Origin of the sequence: Microbacterium sp. PRF11 (genome assembly GCF_031844085.1) — a bacterium.
Classification (GTDB): Bacteria; Actinomycetota; Actinomycetes; order Actinomycetales; family Microbacteriaceae; genus Microbacterium.
The window spans coordinates 173,509-193,464 of record NZ_JAUZUP010000001.1 but is presented as its reverse complement, the minus strand read 5'-3'; the positions used below and the strand labels follow the sequence as shown (position 1 = coordinate 193,464).

The 19,956-nt window shown below is 71.1% G+C and carries 18 protein-coding genes; 14 read left to right on the top strand and 4 right to left on the bottom strand.

What is annotated here, in order from left to right:
• Window positions 1-21 precede the first annotated feature (21 nt).
• The 8 genes from Q9R20_RS01000 (at window position 22) to Q9R20_RS00965 (ending at window position 7,456) form a co-directional block, all read left to right on the top strand.
• On the top strand, window positions 22-513 hold the full coding sequence (locus Q9R20_RS01000) for a GNAT family N-acetyltransferase (RefSeq protein WP_311247595.1): 492 nt from the start codon (window positions 22-24) through the stop codon (window positions 511-513).
• A 50-nt stretch (window positions 514-563) separates the two neighbouring features.
• Window positions 564-3,293 (top strand): DNA translocase FtsK, encoded by a 2,730-nt coding sequence (locus Q9R20_RS00995; protein ID WP_311247594.1) that lies wholly within the window; start codon window positions 564-566, stop codon window positions 3,291-3,293.
• The gene (pgsA, locus tag Q9R20_RS00990) at window positions 3,293-3,880 is read left to right on the top strand and encodes a CDP-diacylglycerol--glycerol-3-phosphate 3-phosphatidyltransferase (RefSeq protein WP_311247593.1); all 588 of its coding nucleotides are present in this window, start codon (window positions 3,293-3,295) and stop codon (window positions 3,878-3,880) included. Before Q9R20_RS00995 ends, pgsA begins: the two co-directional genes overlap by 1 nt.
• The gene (locus tag Q9R20_RS00985) at window positions 3,877-4,404 is read left to right on the top strand and encodes a CinA family protein (RefSeq protein WP_311247592.1); all 528 of its coding nucleotides are present in this window, start codon (window positions 3,877-3,879) and stop codon (window positions 4,402-4,404) included. Before pgsA ends, Q9R20_RS00985 begins: the two co-directional genes overlap by 4 nt.
• 173 nt (window positions 4,405-4,577) lie before the next feature.
• Window positions 4,578-4,886, top strand: coding sequence for a helix-turn-helix domain-containing protein (locus tag Q9R20_RS00980; RefSeq protein WP_076674741.1), 309 nt, complete (start codon window positions 4,578-4,580; stop codon window positions 4,884-4,886).
• A gap of 6 nt (window positions 4,887-4,892) precedes the next feature.
• Window positions 4,893-5,117, top strand: a complete 225-nt coding sequence (locus Q9R20_RS00975) for a DUF3046 domain-containing protein (protein WP_311247591.1) — start codon at window positions 4,893-4,895, stop codon at window positions 5,115-5,117.
• A 285-nt stretch (window positions 5,118-5,402) separates the two neighbouring features.
• Complete coding sequence (gene recA / locus Q9R20_RS00970) at window positions 5,403-6,449, top strand: recombinase RecA (RefSeq protein ID WP_311247590.1); 1,047 nt, start codon at window positions 5,403-5,405, stop codon at window positions 6,447-6,449.
• Window positions 6,450-6,670: 221 nt separating this feature from the next.
• Window positions 6,671-7,456: a regulatory protein RecX gene (locus tag Q9R20_RS00965; RefSeq protein WP_311247589.1), complete on the top strand. Its 786-nt coding sequence runs from the start codon at window positions 6,671-6,673 to the stop codon at window positions 7,454-7,456.
• Window positions 7,457-7,540: 84 nt separating this feature from the next.
• On the opposite strand, the gene Q9R20_RS00960 is transcribed toward Q9R20_RS00965, so the two are convergent.
• Window positions 7,541-10,069 carry a LuxR C-terminal-related transcriptional regulator gene (locus Q9R20_RS00960; protein ID WP_311247588.1) on the bottom strand — a complete coding sequence of 843 codons (2,529 nt, stop codon included), beginning with the start codon at window positions 10,067-10,069 and terminating at the stop codon, window positions 7,541-7,543.
• Between the two features lie 215 nt (window positions 10,070-10,284).
• Here Q9R20_RS00960 and miaB point away from each other — a divergent pair, with 215 nt between their 5' ends.
• Genes miaB through dapF form a run of 4 tightly spaced genes read left to right on the top strand, consistent with a single transcriptional unit; the run spans window position 10,285 to window position 14,071 of the window.
• A complete protein-coding gene (gene miaB / locus Q9R20_RS00955; protein WP_311247587.1) occupies window positions 10,285-11,832 on the top strand; it encodes a tRNA (N6-isopentenyl adenosine(37)-C2)-methylthiotransferase MiaB in 1,548 nt (515 codons plus the stop codon).
• A complete protein-coding gene (gene miaA, locus Q9R20_RS00950; RefSeq protein ID WP_311247586.1) occupies window positions 11,829-12,758 on the top strand; it encodes a tRNA (adenosine(37)-N6)-dimethylallyltransferase MiaA in 930 nt (309 codons plus the stop codon). Before miaB ends, miaA begins: the two co-directional genes overlap by 4 nt.
• The gene (locus Q9R20_RS00945; RefSeq protein WP_311247585.1) at window positions 12,755-13,207 is read left to right on the top strand and encodes a GNAT family acetyltransferase; all 453 of its coding nucleotides are present in this window, start codon (window positions 12,755-12,757) and stop codon (window positions 13,205-13,207) included. The genes miaA and Q9R20_RS00945 overlap by 4 nt, the downstream gene beginning before the upstream one ends.
• 9 nt (window positions 13,208-13,216) lie before the next feature.
• The gene (gene dapF / locus Q9R20_RS00940; protein ID WP_311247584.1) at window positions 13,217-14,071 is read left to right on the top strand and encodes a diaminopimelate epimerase; all 855 of its coding nucleotides are present in this window, start codon (window positions 13,217-13,219) and stop codon (window positions 14,069-14,071) included.
• 134 nt (window positions 14,072-14,205) lie between these two features.
• On the opposite strand, the gene Q9R20_RS00935 is transcribed toward dapF, so the two are convergent.
• Entirely contained in the window at window positions 14,206-14,850 is a 645-nt protein-coding gene (locus Q9R20_RS00935) for a methyltransferase (RefSeq protein WP_311247583.1), read from the bottom strand.
• An 87-nt stretch (window positions 14,851-14,937) separates the two neighbouring features.
• Here Q9R20_RS00935 and hflX point away from each other — a divergent pair, with 87 nt between their 5' ends.
• Window positions 14,938-16,455 carry a GTPase HflX gene (hflX, locus tag Q9R20_RS00930; protein WP_311247582.1) on the top strand — a complete coding sequence of 506 codons (1,518 nt, stop codon included), beginning with the start codon at window positions 14,938-14,940 and terminating at the stop codon, window positions 16,453-16,455.
• 63 nt (window positions 16,456-16,518) lie between these two features.
• On the opposite strand, the gene Q9R20_RS00925 is transcribed toward hflX, so the two are convergent.
• Both Q9R20_RS00925 and lexA read right to left on the bottom strand, forming a co-directional pair.
• Window positions 16,519-18,417 carry a prolyl oligopeptidase family serine peptidase gene (locus Q9R20_RS00925; RefSeq protein WP_311247581.1) on the bottom strand — a complete coding sequence of 633 codons (1,899 nt, stop codon included), beginning with the start codon at window positions 18,415-18,417 and terminating at the stop codon, window positions 16,519-16,521.
• 208 nt (window positions 18,418-18,625) lie between these two features.
• The gene (gene lexA, locus Q9R20_RS00920; protein ID WP_311247580.1) at window positions 18,626-19,315 is read right to left on the bottom strand and encodes a transcriptional repressor LexA; all 690 of its coding nucleotides are present in this window, start codon (window positions 19,313-19,315) and stop codon (window positions 18,626-18,628) included.
• A 258-nt stretch (window positions 19,316-19,573) separates the two neighbouring features.
• Here lexA and Q9R20_RS00915 point away from each other — a divergent pair, with 258 nt between their 5' ends.
• Window positions 19,574-19,924: a LysM peptidoglycan-binding domain-containing protein gene (locus Q9R20_RS00915; protein ID WP_311247579.1), complete on the top strand. Its 351-nt coding sequence runs from the start codon at window positions 19,574-19,576 to the stop codon at window positions 19,922-19,924.
• The last annotated feature ends 32 nt before the right edge of the window (window positions 19,925-19,956 follow it).

The following is a 19,956-nucleotide window of genomic DNA, read 5'->3' as shown; positions in this document are numbered from 1 at the left end:
GGCTGTCGCTATCATGCGGGCATGCCCGGTCTCCCGATCCGTGCGGCGCTGGCCTCCGACGGCGCCTTCCTCGCCGACATGACGGTCGAGGCCGCCACCTGGCGTGCCGGCGTCTCGCGCCCGCGGCACGAGATCCTGAGCAGTCCGGAGCACCGCCGCTACATCGCCGGGTGGATGCGCCCGGGTGACGCGGGATTCGTCGCCGAATCCCCGACCGGCGAGCCGGTCGGGGCGGCGTGGTACCGCATGCTGCCGCGCGACGAGCCCGGCTTCGGGTGGGTGGGTACGGGGGTGCCCGAGCTCGTGATCGGCGTCCGACCGGTCTGGCGCGCGCACGGCACCGGTCGCGCCCTCCTGCAGCGACTCGTCGATCACGCCCGGGCACAGGGGTACGCACGCATCAGCCTGAGCGTCGAGCGCGACAACTACGCGGTGTCGCTCTACCGCTCGGAGGGTTTCGCCGTCGTGCGCAAGGGCATCGGGCGCGACGTCATGGTCAAGCGCCTGGGCTGAACTCCGCGTCGGTACCCCCGAATGTCCGAGGTCCGGCCTACCGTGGAGGAATGCCTCGTACCTCGTCACCGTCCGGCGGTCGCGCTCCCGCCAAGGGGTCGTCGCGCGCGAAGGCCGCGGCACCCGCGTCCAAGCGTGCCGCCCCGGCGCCCAAGCGCTATGTCGACGAGCCCGAGAGGCCCGCTGTCGCCGTCCGGGCGTGGATGGCCGTCGCCCACGGCGTGGGCGGCATGTTCCGCGCCTTCGGCCCCGAGAACCTCGAGCGCGATCAGCGCCGCGACGGCTTCCCGTTCTTCCTCGTGGTGCTCGCCGCTCTCGGCGCGGTGGTCGAGTGGTTCTTCATCGGGACGGATGCCGCTGCGCTGATCAGTGCGTACAGCTTCGGCATGCTCTTCGGACGCGTGGCCTTCGTGCTTCCCGTGCTGCTCCTTCTGCTCGCGGGCTGGTTGTTCCGTCACCCCGCGTCGGTTCACGACAACGGTCGAGTGGGCATCGGGTTCGGATTGTTCGTCATCGTCCTGGCCGGCTTCTGCCATGTCGCGGGAGGGCGGCCGGCGCCGAGCGACGGTGGTCCGCCCGTGCTCAGTCCCGCCGGCGGCATCGCCGGCTGGATCGTCGGCGAGCCCCTCGCTCTCGTCCTGACGAATGTCGGCGCCTACATCGCGCTCTCGCTCTTGGCGGTGCTGAGCGTCCTCATCCTCACCAAGACGCCGCCGAACCGCATCGGCCGCCGTCTGGGCGACCTGTACGCCTGGATGTTCGGCGCCGAGCGTGCCGAGCGCGATGAGACGGCGGCGACGCAGGTGCTCCCGGCCCACGACGCCGACGACGAGCCGGCGGAGAAGTCGTTGCCGTGGTGGCGACGGAACAAGACGGGGCGCGAAGAAGAGACCGACGGGTCCCTCGGGTCGAACGACCTGACCGAGCTGCTGTCGCCCGGAACGACGCAGGGCGGCTTCGAGTCGGCGATGGTCGAGCCCGAGCCGATGACACGTCCGACGCCGCCGCCGCTCCCGCCGACCCCCGACGCCCTGACCGAGGTGTTCGACGCCACGGCTCTCGCGGGAGCCGCCGCGGGCCGCGGCCTGCATGACGACTCGCCCCTCGAGGCCGCCGTCGACGACGATCTGCCCGGCATCTCGGGACTCGGCGGAGACCACGCCGGCGCGCCGCCCGCGGCGAACTACCGTCTGCCCGCGGTCACTGCCCTCGCCGCCGGTACGCCGCCCAAGGCCCGCTCCGCGGCCAACGACGCCGTGGTCAAGGCCATCGAGAGCGTCATGGAGCAGTTCAAGGTCGACGCGCGCGTGACCGGCTTCTCGCGCGGTCCGACGGTGACGCAGTACGAGATCGAGGTCGGTCCCGGTGTGAAGGTCGAGCGCATCACCGCACTCACCAACAACATCGCCTACGCCGTCGCCTCGAACGAGGTCCGCATCCTCGCGCCCATCCCGGGCAAGAGCGCGATCGGTGTCGAGATCCCCAACGCCGACCGCGAGATCGTGACCCTGGGCGACATCCTCCGTTCGGATGCCGCGACTTCGTCCACGCACCCCATGACCATCGGCGTCGGCAAAGACGTCGGCGGCGGATTCGTCGTCGCGAACCTCGCGAAGATGCCCCACCTGCTCGTCGCCGGCTCTACGGGTTCGGGTAAGTCGAGCTTCGTCAACTCGATGATCACGAGCCTGCTCATGCGCGCGAAGCCGTCCGACGTGCGCATGGTCCTGATCGACCCGAAGCGCGTGGAACTCACGTCCTACGCGGGCGTGCCGCACCTCATCACCCCCATCATCACGAACCCCAAGAAGGCCGCGGAGGCGCTGCAGTGGGTCGTGAAAGAGATGGACATGCGCTACGACGACCTGGCGTCGTTCGGGTTCCGTCACATCGACGACTTCAACAAGGCCGTGGTCGCCGGCGAGATCCAGCTGCCGGCCGGCAGCGAGCGGGTCCTCAAGCCCTACCCCTACCTGCTCGTGGTCGTCGACGAGCTCGCCGACCTCATGATGGTCGCGCCGCGCGACGTCGAGGATTCGATCGTCCGCATCACGCAGCTCGCGCGCGCCAGCGGCATCCACCTCGTCCTGGCGACCCAGCGACCGTCGGTCGACGTCGTCACGGGTCTCATCAAGGCGAACGTGCCCTCGCGCCTGGCCTTCGCCGTGACCAGCGTCACCGATTCGCGCGTCATCCTCGATCAGCCCGGCGCCGACCGCCTGATCGGGCAGGGCGACGGTCTCTTCCTGCCGATGGGAGCGTCGAAGGCGCTCCGCGTGCAGGGGGCGTGGGTGAGCGAGCAGGAGATCGAGAAGGTCGTCGCGCACGTCACGCAGCAGGCGCGACCCGAATACCGCTCCGACGTGCAGGCCGCGGCCGAGAAGAAGGAGATCGACGCCGACATCGGTGACGACCTCGAGCTGCTCCTCGCCGCAGCCGAGCTCGTCGTGTCGACCCAGTTCGGCTCGACGTCGATGCTCCAGCGCAAGCTCCGGGTGGGCTTCGCCAAGGCGGGTCGTCTCATGGACCTGCTGGAGTCCCGCGAGATCGTCGGGCCGTCCGAGGGCTCCAAGGCACGCGATGTGCTGGTGACCAACGAGCAGCTGCCCGCCGTGCTCGCCCGACTGCGCGGCGATGACACCCCGTCTGCCCCGGCGGCCGACGCCGACGACCGCTACGGGGCGGATCCGATCGAGGCGCAGTTCGAGGGCCTGCCCGTGGTGAACGCCGACGACGACGAAGGCTCGGAAGACGCCTGGCAGCTCACGGGGCGAGACTGATGGCCGTCCACCCGCAGCTCCCCAACGCCATCACGATCGCGCGCATCCTGTGCGCGCCCGTCTTCCTGTGGCTTCTTCTGGCCGACGCGGGCGCCGGGGGCGGTCTCCGCTGGGCCGCCGCGATCGTCTTCATCGTCGCGATCGCCACGGACGGCGTCGACGGATACATCGCGCGCCGGTACGACATCGTCAGCGACCTCGGAAAGCTCCTCGATCCGATCGCCGACAAGGTGCTCACCGGCATCGCCTTCATCGGCTTGTCGATCCTGGGCGAACTTCCGTGGTGGGTGACGATCGTCGTCCTCGTGCGCGAGGTCGGGATCACGGTGTACCGCTTCGTCGTCGTCAGCGACCACGTGCTGGCCGCCGCGTGGATGGGCAAACTCAAGACGGTCTTCCAGGCCGTAGCGCTCTCGATCGCGCTCGCCCCCCTCTCGGGTCTGTCCGACGCGTCCGCGTGGCAGAGCACCGTCTGGTGGGCCGGGGTCGTCACCATGACCATCGCCGTGATCCTCACCATCGCCTCGGGCATCGACTACGTCGTGACCGAGGTGCGCGCGGCGCGCGGCAAGAAGGGGCGCCGATGATCGACGGCATCCCCGACGACCTCGACGAGACGGTCGTCCGCACGCCGCGCGAGAGCGCGTCCCTGCTCCTGGATCGACTCGTCGAGCTGGGCTGGACCGTCGCCGTGGCCGAGTCCCTCACGGGGGGACTCGTCGTCTCGTCGCTGGTCGACATCCCCGGCGCCTCACGCGCGGTGCGCGGGGGAGTCGTGGCCTACGCAACCGATCTGAAGCACGGGGTGCTCGGGGTGGATGAGGCGCTCCTCGAGGCCCACGGCGCCGTGCATCCGCGCGTCGCGCGGCAGATGGCGCGGGGTGTGCGCGAGGTGCTGGGGCGCGACGGCGCGGCCGCGGACGTCGGCATCGCCACGACGGGGGTGGCTGGGCCCGACGAGCAGGACGGGCAGCCTGTCGGCACGGTGCACATCGCCGTCTCGACGCCGCTGGGCACCCGCGTCGACTCCCTCGTCATCGCCGGGGATCGCGAGCGGATCCGGCACGAGACGGCGCATTTGGCGCTCCGGCGGGCCTTGGCGGCGCTGTGACGTGCGGATCACGGCGCGTGCAGACGAAATGCGGGAACAAATCTTGTCACATCGCGGTTTCGTCCTGCGATTCCCATCCTGTGCACAGCGCGCGGCATTAGGGTGACCTTCAACGGTGTTCAACAGTCGCCCATCCGGGCGGCGACGGAATCAGCAGTGAGGAGGGCCCCCTAATGATCCTGGTTCGTCAAGAGATCGGCGAAGTCCTGCGTGACCTCCGCCAGCAGAAGGGCCGTACCCTCCGCCAGGTCGCGAGCCGGGCGAGTGTCGCCCTCGGCTACCTCAGTGAGGTCGAGCGCGGTCAGAAGGAAGCCTCGAGCGAGATCCTGGCCTCGGTAGCCGAGGCGCTCGACGTGCCCATCTCGACCATCATGCGTCAGGTCGGCGACCGCCTCTCCGTTCTCGAGGGCCTGCAGACCTTCCCCGACGTCGTCCCCGACGACCTCGTCGCCGCGGTCGAGCCCGAGCTGTCGCTGCGCTGACGCTGCATGCGTCGTAGCGAGTTCGACCGCGCCGTCGCCGACGAATTCGGCGCGCGCGGCGGGTCCCTGCTGTCCGACCTCGTCCTGTCCGCCGTCGGCGGGCGCACGAGCATCGATGCACTCGCCGCCGGCGTCGATCCGCGCGACGTGTGGCTCGCGCTCTGCGCGGAGACCGACGTTCCCGAGAACCGTCGCTACGGTGTCGGTCGGTTGGAGCCGCGTCGTTCCTGATCCGCCTCGCCGACGGTCACGTGCTCCCGCTCGTCGGACCCAGGATTCGAACAGAGATCCACGGCGTGTCATCGAATCTACGTTCGATACCGGCGTAGGCTCCTCCACAACAGGGTTCGTGTTCGATCTCTCCCCAGATGGACGGTTCTCCGACGCCAATGTCGGAGGTGCTCTCTACGGTGGGAAACATCGAACGACACCCTGAACGCCTTGTCGGGTCACCTCACCGTCGGTGGGGGCGCGACAGCCTACAGGCGACCGGAACGCGAGCAGAAAGAAGACGTCATGCCCTCACCCGCAGAGCGCGAAAAGGCCCTCGAGTCGGCACTTGCCCAGATCGATCGGCAGTTCGGAAAGGGCTCGGTCATGCGACTGGGCAGCGACGACCGCGCACCCATCGAGACCATCCCCACCGGCTCCGTCGCCCTCGACGTGGCCCTCGGCATCGGCGGCCTTCCTCGTGGTCGCATCATCGAGATCTACGGTCCGGAGTCGTCGGGTAAGACGACCCTGACCCTTCATGCGATCGCCAACGCGCAGCGCGCCGGCGGTATCGCCGCGTTCATCGACGCCGAGCACGCCCTCGACCCCGAGTACGCCAAGAAGTTGGGTGTCGACATCGACGCGCTCCTCGTGTCGCAGCCCGACACCGGCGAGCAGGCGCTCGAGATCGCCGACATGCTGATCCGCTCCGGAGCGATCGACCTCGTCGTCATCGACTCCGTGGCCGCGCTCGTACCCGAGGCCGAGATCAAGGGCGAGATGGGCGACTCTCACGTCGGCCTCCAGGCCCGCCTCATGTCTCAGGCGCTGCGCAAGCTCACCGGTGGCCTCAACACCACCAAGACGACGGCGATCTTCATCAACCAGCTGCGCGAGAAGATCGGCGTCTTCTTCGGCTCGCCCGAGACCACCGCCGGTGGAAAGGCGCTGAAGTTCTACGCGTCGGTCCGCCTCGACATCCGCCGCATCGAGACGCTGAAAGACGGCACCGAGGCCGTGGGTAACCGCACCCGCGTCAAGGTCGTCAAGAACAAGATGGCGCCGCCGTTCAAGCAGGCCGAGTTCGACATCCTCTACGGCGTGGGCATCTCGCGCGAAGGCAGCCTCATCGACTTCGGTGTCGAGCACGCCATCGTGAAGAAGTCGGGTGCCTGGTACACCTATGAGGGCGAGCAGCTCGGCCAGGGTAAAGAGAACGCTCGCAACTTCCTCATCAAGAACCCCGACATTGCGGCCGAGATCGAGTCGAAGATCAAGACGAAGCTCGGTATCGGCGGGGCCGCGGCCGCGTCCGGAGAAGACGAGCTGGCCGCGCGCCGTCCGGCCTGATGAGCGACGACCACGACGACCCCGGTCGCCGATCCGCCGGGCCGGCGGGCGGCGACCGGGACGTCGATGCCCAACACGGCTCCGCTGACGGAGGGGGTCGGCTGCGAGGACTGCCCGGTGGGGGCGCCGGCGAGGGGCTCGCACCGGTCATTCCGCTCTTCGGCGGGCAACGGAACGCCGCGAGCGGGCCTGGAGTTCGCCACCGCAGCGAGGCCTCCGACGTGTTCTCGGCTGGTCGAGGCGGCGTTCGTCCTGATGACGAGCCCGCCGCCGCAACCTCGCGCTCGGCCGGTGCGGCGCGTTCCGGTGCGCCGGCCCGGGCCGAATCATCGGAGGCGTCCGACGGCGACGCGTGGGCCGGTGCGGGCTCGGGGCGGGACGCTGCGAGCGGCCGTCGACCTCGGCTGCGGGCCATCCTCACCGACGACCCGTCGTCCCCGGGTATCGACGGGGGCGCCCCCGAGAACGGCGCGGAAGAGGTCCTGGAGCGCGCTGAAGAGGTGCTGCTGCGCAAGCTGCGGTCGCGCTCGCTGTCGCTGTCGGAGGCGCGCACCGTCATCCGCGGCGTCGACGGGGCCGACGACGTCGTCGTCGACCAACTCATCGACCGGTTCGTCGATCTCGGCTATCTCGACGACGCGACGTTCGCCGAGCAACTGGTGCTGTCGGCGATCGAGAAGCGCGGGGAGGGGCGTCGGGCGGTCGCCGAGACGCTTCGCAAGCGGGGGATTCCGCGTGATATCGCCGAGGCCGCTCTCGCCGATCTCCCCGATGACGACGCAGAGCGGGCGCTGGAGTTCGCTCGATCGAAGATGCGCGGCATCGACGGGAAAGACTACGACGCCGCCCTGCGGCGGCTGGGCGGCCAGCTCGCACGTCGCGGGTATCCCTCATCGGTGGCCCTCACCGCCGCACGAACCGCTCTGTCCGAGGCCGGGATCGGTCGTGCGCGCTCCTTCGGTCGACCCGCTCCGGCATCCGGGGTCCGGTTCACTCCCGACGACTGACGGCGCGGTCGGCCTCGCCGGTTGCACCGGGGGCGCCACCGTCCGGCACCCGAGGCGCACGACCGTCGGCGCCGCCGTCCCTCATCACCTCGGGCCGTTGCCCCCGCCGGCGCCGATCCGATCGCCACCGCCGGCCACGATCATCGCGAGTTCGCGGCGTGAGGCCGCTCCGACCTTCAACCGTGCCTGATAGACGTGGGACTCCACCGTCCGGATCGACAGGAACAGCCGGGTCGCGATCTCGCGGTTGGTCAGGCCGTCGTACGCCAGAAGCGCGATCTCGTGCTCGCGCGCGGTGAGCTGCTCGCCGGCCGGAGCCGTCGTGGCGCCGGTCGAGGGGGTCACTTCGGGGTCGTCCGGTCGCGGCGTCGAGACGGACCAGAGGGCGTGGAGTCGGAGCTCATCGACGGGGAGGTGCTCCTGCCTCCCCGATCGTGCCGTCGCGCGCCGCACGGCCTCCGAGGCCACTGGGAGATCGGTGGTGGCCGCGAGCTGGACGAGCTCGTCGATCTCATCGGCCTGCGCCTCTCCGAGCGTGGCGAGCCGGAACAGGTCGCGGATCCGCAGGGCGGCGGCTGTGCCGGAGCGGGACAGGTCGGCGGTGGCCCGCGCGGAGGCGCGCGCATCCTTCAGCCGTCCCTCTGCCACGAGCACCGTCGTCTCGACGTAGAGTCGGCTCCGCCGCAGCAGCGGGGCGTCCAGGTCGTCGACCTGCAGCAGAACAGCACGGGCTTCGTCGAGCCGCCCGGCCAGCGCAAGTTCCTCCGCGACGGCCATCTCGATCATCGCGGCGGCGGGGTCCGCGACCGCTGACCGCTCGCGCGAGAGGGCGGACGTCAACTCACGCCGGGACTCGTCGGGCCGCCCGGCGCTTGCGAAGGCGATCGCGGCGGCGGCTCCGGCGATGGTGAGTTCGGCCGGGTCCTCTTCCCGTGCGGTCGAGAGCAGCTCGCGCTGGAGCCGCTCATGCAGCTCTGATCCGTCGGCTCCGGCGACGAGGTGCCCGGAGAGCATCGTCATCACCGCCGCCAGTCGGTCGCGCGTGCGGATGTCCCGCGGACTCGGGCGGGCGTCCAGCAGGTGCAGAGCCGACCGGTAGTGGTGGCGGGCGTCGCGCCACGCACCGCGGAAAGCCTCGGCGGTCCCGGCCGCGACGGCCGCGCGAAGACGCACCGTGCAGGAGGCATCGGACTCCGACACCGCCCGCCCGGCGGCATCCGCTGCGCTTGCCCAGTCCAGTCGCATGCCCGCTTGCGCCGCATGATCGAGGAGCTCCTCCACCCGCGCGTCCGCCGCGGCGACGACGGCGACGGCGACGTCGGAATCGCTGCACTGGAGCGCGACCCGCGCGGCGCGTCGGCGCGCGTCGACATCGTGGCGGTCGAAGGTGTCAGTCGCCGCAGACGGGGGACCCTCGTGGGCCAGCGCGACCTCGACGCGCAGGGCGGGATCGTCGACCGCCTGCAACCCGCGTGCGGCATGGGCGGCCGCGTGCGCCGCGTCGCCGTGATCGTTGGCCTCCTGGGCTGCGGCGAGGGCGACACGTGCGCGGAGGGCGGGGGGATGGGCGGTCTCACCCGACAGCTGCGGACCGAGGCGGTGCCACCGCTGCGAGACGGCGACGGCGATGGGCCGACTCCACCACTCGTCCTCCTCGGCGAGCATCCGCGCTCCGGCCCCGTCGACGAGAGCCTCCAGGTGGGCGACACCGATCCGGCGTTGCGCCTCGTGGGCGATGAGGTCGTTCGCCGTGAGCCGCCGCTCGGCGGAGGCGTCCGCGTGCAGGAGTCCGGTCGCGAGCAGGGCGTGCGCGCTCTCAGCGTTGAAGAGGCGGGTGGCCGCGGCGAGCTCGAGCCGCGGGAGGCGACGGACCCCGGCGAGGCACTCGAGGTCGGGGCGGGGGAAGTCGGAGGCGTGTCTTGCGACCGCGACGGCGAGACGAGAGTCGCGGGCGACCGTCCGCAGGGCGGTCAACGGGTCCCTGCCCGCGCGGGCCGCGGCGATGGCCTCCACCAGGAGATGCTGCAGGAGGCTGCGGGAGCCGTCGGCGCGCCACACGAGCCCGGCGCGGGTCGCACTGTCCAGGATCGCGGCGTCGGGGGACAGGTCGATGAGCTGGAGCGCCTCGTCTCCGCTCAGCTCGAGCAGGTCGCATCGGCGCGCCAGACCTTCGGCCCACAGATCCAGGACGGCTGCGCGCACGTGGTCGGACTCCGCGGGCCGCTCCACGGCTCGCGGTCGCGAGGTGCGCAGTCCGAACACCGCCGTCACGCGTCGCGCGGCGACGGCCGTCGCGAGAAGGCGCAGGGACACCGGATCCAGGAGGTCGACATCGTCGACCACCACGACGGCGTCCACTCGAGCGCGGTGCGGCTCGGCCCGGAGCGCGCCGAGAGCTTCGCTGCCCGTGGCAGCCAATGCTCCGAACTCGACGCGCGACAGGGCGGCGGACGGCTTCACCGCGATGACGGTCGTGCTCGAGCGCCCCAGCTCCCCGGCGATGGCTCGCAGGAGGAAGCTCCGACCGCTGCCGCGGGGACCCGCGACCACGAGCGAGGTCCCTCCGCGAAGGCGCCCGGCGAGCGTGGCGACATCGCGGTCGGATCCGACCAACGTTCCCTGTCGGCCGCTCGCACCCTCCGCGCGCATGTCCCTCCCCGGCGCCCCGCACCAGGGACGGCACCTCCCCACGATATCCACAGGACACGCAGGTTAGCGGCCGTGACGCGCACGCTTTCGCCCGGTAAGCGTCAGAAGCCGCTCGATGATCGGACTCCTGTGGAGACCGGCCGCTCGTCGGGAGCCCGACGTTTAGACTTGCTCGCATCATGACCACCCCCGTTTCGACCCCGACGCTGATCGCTCCCTCCGCCGCCGCGCAGAGCGAGAACGGCCCGCGTACGTACGAAGTCCGCACGTTCGGATGTCAGATGAACGTGCACGACTCGGAGCGTCTGTCCGGTTCGCTCGAGAGCGCCGGCTACATCCGCGCCGAGGCGGGCATCGAGGCCGACGTCGTCGTCATCAACACGTGCGCCGTGCGCGACAACGCCGCCGGCAAGCTGTACGGCACTCTCGGACACCTCAAGTCGCGCAAAGACGCGCACGAGGGCATGCAGATCGCCGTGGGTGGCTGCCTCGCGCAGATGGACAAAGACGCGGTGCAGCAGAAGGCTCCGTGGGTCGACGTCGTGTTCGGAACGCACAACATGGGCTCGCTCCCCGGCATGCTCGAGCGCGCGCGCCACAACGGCGAGGCCGAACTCGAGATCCTCGAGTCGCTCGAGATCTTCCCCTCGACGCTCCCGACCAAACGCGACTCCGTGCACAGCGGGTGGGTGTCGATCTCGGTCGGCTGCAACAACACCTGCACCTTCTGCATCGTCCCGAGCCTCCGCGGCAAAGAGAAGGACCGTCGTCCCGGCGACATCCTGAACGAGATCCGCCTGCTCGTCGACGACGGGGCGATCGAGGTCACCCTGCTCGGTCAGAACGTCAACTCCTACGGCGTCGAGTTCGGCGACCGCCTGGCGTTCGGCAAGCTGCTGCGCGCCGCGGGAGAGATCGAGGGACTCGAGCGCATCCGCTTCACGAGCCCCCACCCGGCCGCCTTCACTGATGACGTCATCGCGGCGATGGCGGAGACCCCGGCGGTCATGCCGCAGCTCCACATGCCGCTGCAGTCCGGCTCCGACCGCATTCTCAAGGCCATGCGCCGGTCGTACCGGAGCGAGAAGTTCCTCGGCATCCTGGATCGCGTGCGCGAGCGCATCCCGCACGCGGCGATCACGACCGACATCATCGTGGGCTTCCCCGGCGAGACCGAGGAGGACTTCCAAGAGACCCTCCGCGTGGTCGAGGCCTCGCGGTTCTCGAGCGCGTTCACCTTCCAGTACTCCATCCGCGAGGGGACCCCCGCGGCGACCATGCCCGACCAGGTCCCGAAGGCCGTCGTCCAGGAGCGCTTCGAGCGTCTCGTCGCGCTGCAGGACCGCATCTCGGCCGAAGAGAACCAGAAGCAGCTCGGGCGCACCCTCGAGGTGCTCGTGTCCGCCGGAGAGGGTAAGAAAGACACGGCGACCCACCGCCTCACCGGCCGCGCCGAAGACAACCGCCTCGTGCACTTCGAGCTGCCCGCGGGGTCGGCCGTCCCGCGCCCGGGCGACGTCGTGTCGGTGACCGTCACGCATGCCGCGCCCTTCCACCTGCTCGCCGATGCGGTCGACGGTGCACCGTTGCGCATCCGTCGCACCCGCGCCGGCGACGCGTGGGACCGATCGCAGGCCGAGTCCTGCGGTGTCCCCGCCCCCGCGGGCGGGGCGGGTGCGCCGCGCGCGGTGTCTCTCGGGCTGCCCACGCTGCGCGTCGGCGTGTGACCGCGCCGGTCCTCTGGGCCGTCGTCGGCGCCACCGGCACCGGCAAGACGGGGCTGTCGCTCGACCTCGCCGAGACGCTCGCCGCGCGCGGTCGCCCCGCCGAGATCGTCAACGCCGACGCCATGCAGCTGTACAGCGGCATGGACATCGGCACCGCCAAGCTGCCGAGCGCTGAACGGCGCGGCATCCCCCATCACCTCTTCGATGCGCTGGAGGTGACCGACGAGGCCGCGGTGGCCTGGTATCAGGATGCCGCCCGCGCCGCCGTCCGCGACATCCACGGCCGAGGCGCGGACGCGATTCTCGTCGGCGGTTCGGGGTTGTACGTCTCGAGCGTGCTGTGGGACTTCCGCTTCCCGCCGCGCGACGCACAGCTGCGCGCGCGTCTCGAAACCGAGCTCGAAGAGCACGGTCCGGGAGCGCTGTTCGCCCGTCTGCGCGAGGCCGACCCCGCGGCGGCCGAACGCATCGACCCGCGCAACGGTCGTCGCGTCGTGCGCGCGCTCGAGGTGCTCACGCAGGGGGAGCGGACGCACGGGGGTGCACTCCCGTCGGCGCCCGAGCTCTGGCATCCGTCCACGCGTATCCTCGCCACGTCCGTGCCGCGCGATGATTTGGTCCCCCTCCTGGACGCGCGCGTGGACCGCATGTGGGCCGACGGTCTCGTCGACGAGGTCGAGGGCCTTCGCTCTGCGGGTCTCGAGCGAGGCGTCACCGCCGGACGGGCGATCGGCTACGCGCAAGCGCTCGCGCAGCTGCGCGGCGAGCTGACGCGCGACGAGGCGGTGGCCGAGACCCAGGCGTTGACCCGGCGCTACGCGCGTCGGCAGGTGTCGTGGTTCCGCCGCTACGACGAAGCCGAGTGGCTCGACGCTCGGACGACGGACGCCGCACAGCTCGCCTCCCTCGCCGGAGGCGCGGCGTGACCTGGACGATCCGGGCTTTCGACCCCGCCGACGAGGACGCCGTCGTCGCCCTGTGGGAGGAAGCGGGCCTCACCCGTCCGTGGAACGATCCGCGAGCCGATATCCACCGCAAACTGCGCGTGCAGCCCGAGCTGTTCCTCGTGGCCGCCGAAGCCGACCGCGTCGTGGGCAGTGTCATGGCCGGATACGACGGTCACCGCGGCTGGCTGTACTACCTGGCGGCGGCTGACTCGCACCGCGGACGGGGGATCGGGCGCGCGCTCGTCGCGGAGGCGGAGCGGCTGCTCGAGCAGATGGGGTGTCCCAAGGTGCAGCTGATGGTCAGACCCGACAACCTCGCCGCCCGCGGGTTCTACGACGCCCTCGGGTACGAACCGTTCGACACGTGGGCGACCGGCCGGCGCATCGTGGTGGACGGCCCGGGAGGACCGCCTCCGCCCGCTCCGTAGACTGGAGCGATGGCGACTCTCCCGTTCACCAAGGGCCACGGAACCGGCAACGACTTCGTGGTGGTGGCCGACCCCGACGGCGACCTCGACCTCTCCGACGCGCAGGTGGCCGCGCTCTGCGACCGCCATTTCGGTATCGGCGCCGACGGGCTGCTGCGGGTGGTGCGCTCGAGCGCGCTCGCCGAAGGGGCGTCGGCGGCCGCCGACGGGGCCGAGTGGTTCATGGACTACCGCAACGCCGACGGCTCGAAGGCCGAGATGTGCGGGAACGGCACGCGCGTGTTCGCCCGGTACCTCAGCGACACCGGTCTCGCCTCGATCGACGACGGGTTGCGCATCGGCACCCGCGCCGGGATCAAGACGCTCACGCGCAGCGACCGCGGATTCGAGGTCGACCTGGGGGTGTTCGCGGTGGATGCCGACGAGACCCTCGTCCGCGCGAAGGGGCTGCCCGTCGCGCGACCCGGCGTCGGCATCGACGTCGGCAACCCCCACGTCGTGGTGGCCCTGTCGTCCGACGCCGAGCTCGACGGGCTGGATCTCGCCTACCAGCCGGTCCTCGACCCGGCGCCCCGGCACGGTGCCAACGTGGAGTTCGTGGTGCCGGCCGACCCGCTGGTGCGCGACGGCGTCGGGGCGATCCGTCTGCGTGTCTTCGAACGCGGCGTGGGCGAGACCCTGAGCTGCGGCACGGGCGTGGCGGCCGCGGCTCTGGCCGTCCGCCACTGGGCCGGGGCGGCCGCTCCCGATCACTGGGTGGTCGACACTCCCGGCGGCACGCTCGGCGTGCGCGTGTCGGACGGACGCGTGTACCTGTCGGGTCCGGCGTCGCTCGTCTTCACGGGCGAGGTCGCGCTCGCCTGAGGCCCGGGCCACGTCGTCGGGCGCTCAAGATCACACGATCGGCGCGAGCGCACGCGAACCGATGATGCACGATCGTGTGCGCTCGAGCGGAACGTGTGTCCTCGCCGCCACCGGGTCGGGGCGTGGCGCGCTGCTCAGGCCACGACGTCGATGGGCTCGCTCGGCGGGGATCCGTGGCGACGCACCCGCAGCACGCGGAAGCCGCGTCCGGTCGCGGCTCGCTGCACCCCGTAACCGTCGGCGAAGGTGGCGGCGAGCCAGCGCTGCAGCGAATCGGAGCCGAGGTTGCGCTGCACGACGAACCAGCCGTCGGAGCGCTCCGTCATGCGGGGGATCCAGTGCTGCAACATGCCGTGCAGCTCGTTCTTGCCCACCCGGATCGGCGGGTTGGAGCGGATGGTGCGGAACGAGACGTCGTCGGGAACATCTTCGGGCCGGACGGCGTTGATGTTCTCGAGGCCGAGGGATTCGGCATTGCGCCTCACGAGATCGAGAGCACGTTCGTTGACGTCGACCGCCCACACGGTCGCGTGCGGTGACGCGAGCGCCAGCGACAGAGAGATCGGACCCCACCCGGACCCCAGGTCGAGGAAGTTCCCACCGGCGGGCGGGGGAGGCGTGTTGGCCAGCAGCACCGAGGTCCCGGCATCCACATGATCGGGACTGAAGACACCGCCCGCCGTGACCACCTCGAGATCCCGGCCGGCCAGCGTCACACGGATGCGGCGCAGCTGCTCGGGACTCGACGGCGACGCGCTGAAATAGTGCTCGCTGCCCATCAGGCCAGGATATCCGACCGGCCCCCCGCCCGCCCGGGCGGATAAAGTGCCAGAACACGCGGGGACACCCGCGGACGAAAGGAACACATGACCGAACAGACCACACCCCCGAGCACCGAAGCGCCCGCCGTCGACCCGGTGGACCGTGTGCTCTCGCGCGCCGAAGCGCACCGCGGGGTCCGGGTCTTCGGTGCAGCACAGGCACTCCAGGACGCCACCACGGCCTACGGCGGAGACACCGACGGCGATCAGTGGGACCGTGAGGAGCGCGCGGCGCTGCGCCGCGTCGCCGGACTCTCCACCGAACTCGAGGACGTCACCGAGGTCGAGTACCGCCAGCTGCGCCTCGAGAACGTCGTCCTCGTCGGCGTGCACCCGCAGGGCGAGCAGACGGATGCCGAGAACTCGCTGCGCGAACTCTCCGCCCTCGCCGAGACGGCCGGTGCGGTCGTGCTCGACGGCGTGCTGCAGCGCCGGCCCCACCCCGATCCGGCGACCTACGTCGGGCGCGGGAAAGCGGCCGAGCTGCGCGACATCGTCGCCGCGGTCGGCGCCGACACCGTCATCGCCGACACCGAGCTCGCGCCCAGCCAGCGGCGCGCGCTGGAAGACGTCGTCAAGGTCAAGGTGATCGACCGCACCACGGTGATCCTCGACATCTTCAGCCAGCACGCCAAGAGCCGAGAGGGCAAGGCGCAGGTCGAGCTCGCGCAGCTCGAGTACCTGCTTCCGCGTCTGCGCGGTTGGGGTGACTCGATGTCGCGTCAGGCCGGTGGACAGGTCGGTGCCGGTGGTGCCGGTATGGGGTCGCGCGGTCCCGGTGAGACCAAGATCGAGCTGGACCGTCGTCGCATCCGCACCAAGATGGCCCTGCTGCGCAAGCAGCTGCGCGACTTCGCGCCCGCGCGCGAGGCGAAGCGTGCCGAGCGCAAGCGTCACACGATCCCCTCCGTGGCGATCGCCGGATACACCAACGCCGGCAAGTCGAGCCTGCTCAACCGCCTGACCAGCGCGGGCGTCCTCGTCGAGAACGCCCTGTTCGCGACCCTGGATGCCACCGTCCGCCGCTCCGAGACCAGCGACGGCCGCGTGTACACGCTCACCGACACCGTCGGCTTCGTCCGCAACCTGCCGCATCAGCTGGTGGAGGCGTTCCGCTCGACGCTCGAGGAGGTCGGGGACGCTGACGTCATCCTGCACGTCGTCGACGCCTCGCATCCCGACCCGGCGGCTCAGCTCATGACCGTGCGCGACGTGATGGGCGACGTGGACGCGAACTTCGGTCAGGAGATCGTCGTCTTCAACAAGGCCGACCTCGTGTCCGAGGACGACCGGCTGGTTCTGCGCGGGCTCGCGCCCAAAGCGATCTTCGCCTCGTCCCGAACCGGCGAGGGCATCGAGGAGCTGCGGGCGGCGATCGAGGACGCACTGCCGCTGCCGGCCGTCGAGGTGCAGGCGGTCGTGCCCTACGATCGCGGCGATCTCGTCTCGGCGGTGCACGAGAGCGGACTCATCGTCGCTCAGGAGCACCGCGAGAACGGGACGTTCCTGCACGCGCACGTGAGCGCGCGCCTGGCGGCGGACCTCTCGCCGTTCACAGCCTGACCGCCTCACGAAGGCATCGACGACAGCGCGTCGCCGGGGCCTTCGTGCGTGCGGCGATAACCCTCAGTCTGTGCCGGTCTCCACGTCGAGAGGGGGAACGCCGGGGGTCTCGAAGCCGAACACCGCGCCGAGGAAACCGAGTTCGCGTTCGAGGGAGTCGATCACCGTCTCGGACCGACGGAACCCGTGACCCTCGCCCTCGTAGAGCACGTAGGCGTGGGGGACGCCATGAGCGGCGAGGGCGTCGCGGATGGCTTCGGCCTGCGACGGGGGAACGACCCGGTCCTCCGACCCCTGCAGGATGAGCAGAGGAACGCGGAAGAGCTCGGGACGGCCCAGGGGCGAGCGCTCGAGGTAGACCGCCTCGGCCTCGGGCAGCGGGCCGATGAGGCCGTCGAGGTACCGCGCCTCGAAGTCGTGGGTGTCTTCGGCCAGGGCGCGAGCATCGCCGACGCCGTAGCGCGAGATGCCGGCCGAGAAGACGTCGGTGCGGGTGACGGCGGCGAGCACTGTCCAGCCCCCGGCCGAGCCGCCCGCGACGGCGAGGCGCTGCGGGTCGGCGAGCCCCGCCTCGGCGAGGGCGGATGCCGCTGCGGCGACGTCGTCGACGTCGACCACGCCCCATTGCCCTTTGAGGCGGTCGCGGTACGTTCGGCCGTAGCCCGTGGAGCCGCCGTAGTTGACGTCGAGCACGCCGATACCGCGGCTGGTGAAGAAGGCGGTCCTGGCCGACGGAGCCGGCCCGACGTGCGAGGTGGGTCCGCCGTGCACTAGAACCACGTAGGGCGGCCGCTCTCCCGCTATCGGGGCGGCGTCGGGGTTGGTGGGTGCGTAGGCGAAGGCATGCACCGGGCCGTGCGGCCCCTCGGTCGTGAGCGCGCGGGCGCGCGGCATCCATTCGTCGGGCCAGGAGCTGGCACCTCCGGTGACGAGCTCGACCGCGCCGGAGTCGAGGTCGACCACCCACAGGCCCGAGCGGCCACCGGCGTCGGAGCCCGAGAGCAGTACGCGCGACCCCGAGACGTCGTCGACCGCGGCCCCCGCCACGATGGGCACGTCGATGGGCCTCACCCCGCTGGGCGCGATCTCGACGATCTCGTCGGCCCCGTTCGTGCGGACCGCGACCACGCGGCCGTCGGGTGCCGCGGCGAACCACCGCGTCCCGAGGACCCACAGTCCGCCGCCCGTGTCGGCGTCGGTGGGAGCGAGGGGTTGCGGACCGCCGGAGAGCGGGTGGCGGAAGAGGTTCCAGCGTCCCTCGGGGTCGTCGGCGTAGAGGAGTTCGTCGTCGGCGACCCACACGGGTTGCAGGGGAGCGCGCCGATCGCCGCCGGCGAGATCGTGCACGGCTCCGCTCTCGAGGTCGGCGACGCGCAGGATCGTGGCGTCCCACGGCATGTCCGGGTGGTTCCACGCGATCCAGGCCAGCCGGCGGCCGTCGGGGGAGAGGGCGGGTTGCGCGAGGAAATCGCTGCCCTCCGCGAGCACCTCGACCGGGCCGTCGAGAGGGATGCGGACGATCGAGCGGTGGGGCACGCGGGAGGAACCGTGGGTCTCACGGACCGCGAGCAGGACGCCGTTCTCCCAACGCAGGCCGCCGTGCCGCACGGCGTCGTCGGCGGGCGTGAGGGGGCGCGCGCTCTCACCCGGACGGAGCGCGTAGACGCGCTGGTCGGTCTTCTCGACGTAGTACAGCTCGCCGTCGTCGGACGCCGTCCAGGCGCCGCCGCCGTACTCGTGCACGGCGGAGCGCGCGTTGGCGGGGGCGGGCAGCACCGTCTCGACGGAGCCGTCGGCCCGACGCCGCTTCACCGCGACGCGGCCCGCCTCGTGCGGGACGGACTCGCCCCACCAGATCTCGCCGCCCACGAGTCGGGCCCCGTCGACGCGCGGCGACGCCTGCGCGACGGACTCGGGCGTGATGGGCGAGGGCCAGGAACCGTAGGGGAGGGTGTCAGCCATGAGCCCAGCCTAGGCAGACCCTCCGACACCCATTCGGCGGCCGTGCCTGAGGCGCCTCAGAATCGGGTAACGCGCGCGGGATGGGATGGCGCGGCCTCCTCGCTCCGATTCCGGTGCAGGTTCCCGGTTCCGGCGCGGGGCGAGGTCCGTGACGCGAGGAGAGCCGGATGCCGCCGCGCGAGCGGACAACCGGCCCTCGGTGATCTGATCAGACGGTGCGCAGGACCGCCACGACGCGGCCGAGCACGACGGCCTCGTCGCCGAGGATCGGCTCGAAGGCGCTGTTGCGGGGGAGCAGCCAGGTGTGGCCGTCGCGGCGGCGGAACGTCTTGACCGTCGCCTCGCCGTCGAGCATCGCGGCGACGATCTCGCCATTCTCGGCGGTGGCCTGAGAGCGGACGACGACCCAGTCCCCGTCGCAGATGGCGGCGTCGATCATCGAGTCGCCCGAGACCTTCAGCATGAACAGCTCGCCCTTGCCGACCAGCTGACGGGGGAGGGGGAAGATCTCCTCGACCTGCTGATCGGCGGTGATGGGCACGCCCGCGGCGATCCGGCCGACGAGGGGCACCAGGGCGGCATCGCCCAGGGCGGGGGCGGCATCGGCGGGATTCTCGGCCGCGGCGCCGGGAAGGTCGATCAGCACCTCCATCGCGCGCGTCTTGCCGGGGTCGCGGCGGAGGTAGCCGCTGAGCTCCAGCTGGTTCAGCTGGTGCGTGACGCTCGAGAGCGACTTCAGCCCAACCGCATCGCCGATCTCGCGCATGCTCGGCGGATAACCGTGCCGCGCGATGGACCGCTGGATGACCTCGAGTATGGCCAACTGCTTGTCGCTGAGGTTCTTCCGCCGGCGGGTCTGCGGTCGTTCGCGGCCGGCGGCGGTCGTCGCGTCGGTCATCTGGGCTCCCCTCGCGCCGCGGGAATCGCGGCGGAAATTCGAATGTCGGAGGTTGGTGATGAGGTCTCCGTGTCGAAACCGTATCCGGTCGACGACCCGAATGGCACGGAGCTGCACGCGTGTCGCGTTCGATTCGTCTCCGATATACGGGCTCTTGACACCCGATCAGGTTCGAATATAGATTCGGAATACAGATTCGCACCACCACCCTCCCGGCCGAGGGTGGGGTGCGAATCTCTCCCCACCAAGGAGCACATCATGAGCAGCATCGCCCTCACCGCCCCGTCCACCCGCCTGCGGATCACCGCGCGCGGTCGTCGCGTCGTGGCGTTCCTCGTCTCCCTCCCCATCGCCGCCGTCCTCGCGGTCGCGATCGTCGGTGGTGGCTCCGCGCTCGCCTCCGGAGACGCCGGGGCCCCGACGGGGTCGTTCACCGAGATCACCGTCATGAGCGGCGAGACCCTGTGGTCGATCGCCGAAGACGTCGCCCCCTCGGCCGACCCGCGCGACGTGGTGGCCGAGATCACCCGTCTGAACGCTCTTCCGGGCGGTTCGGTGTCGGCGGGCCAGCGCATCGCGATCCCCGCCGAATACGCCCCCGCCGCCTGAGCGGCGAGACCCCCGCTCGCGCACGTCATCCG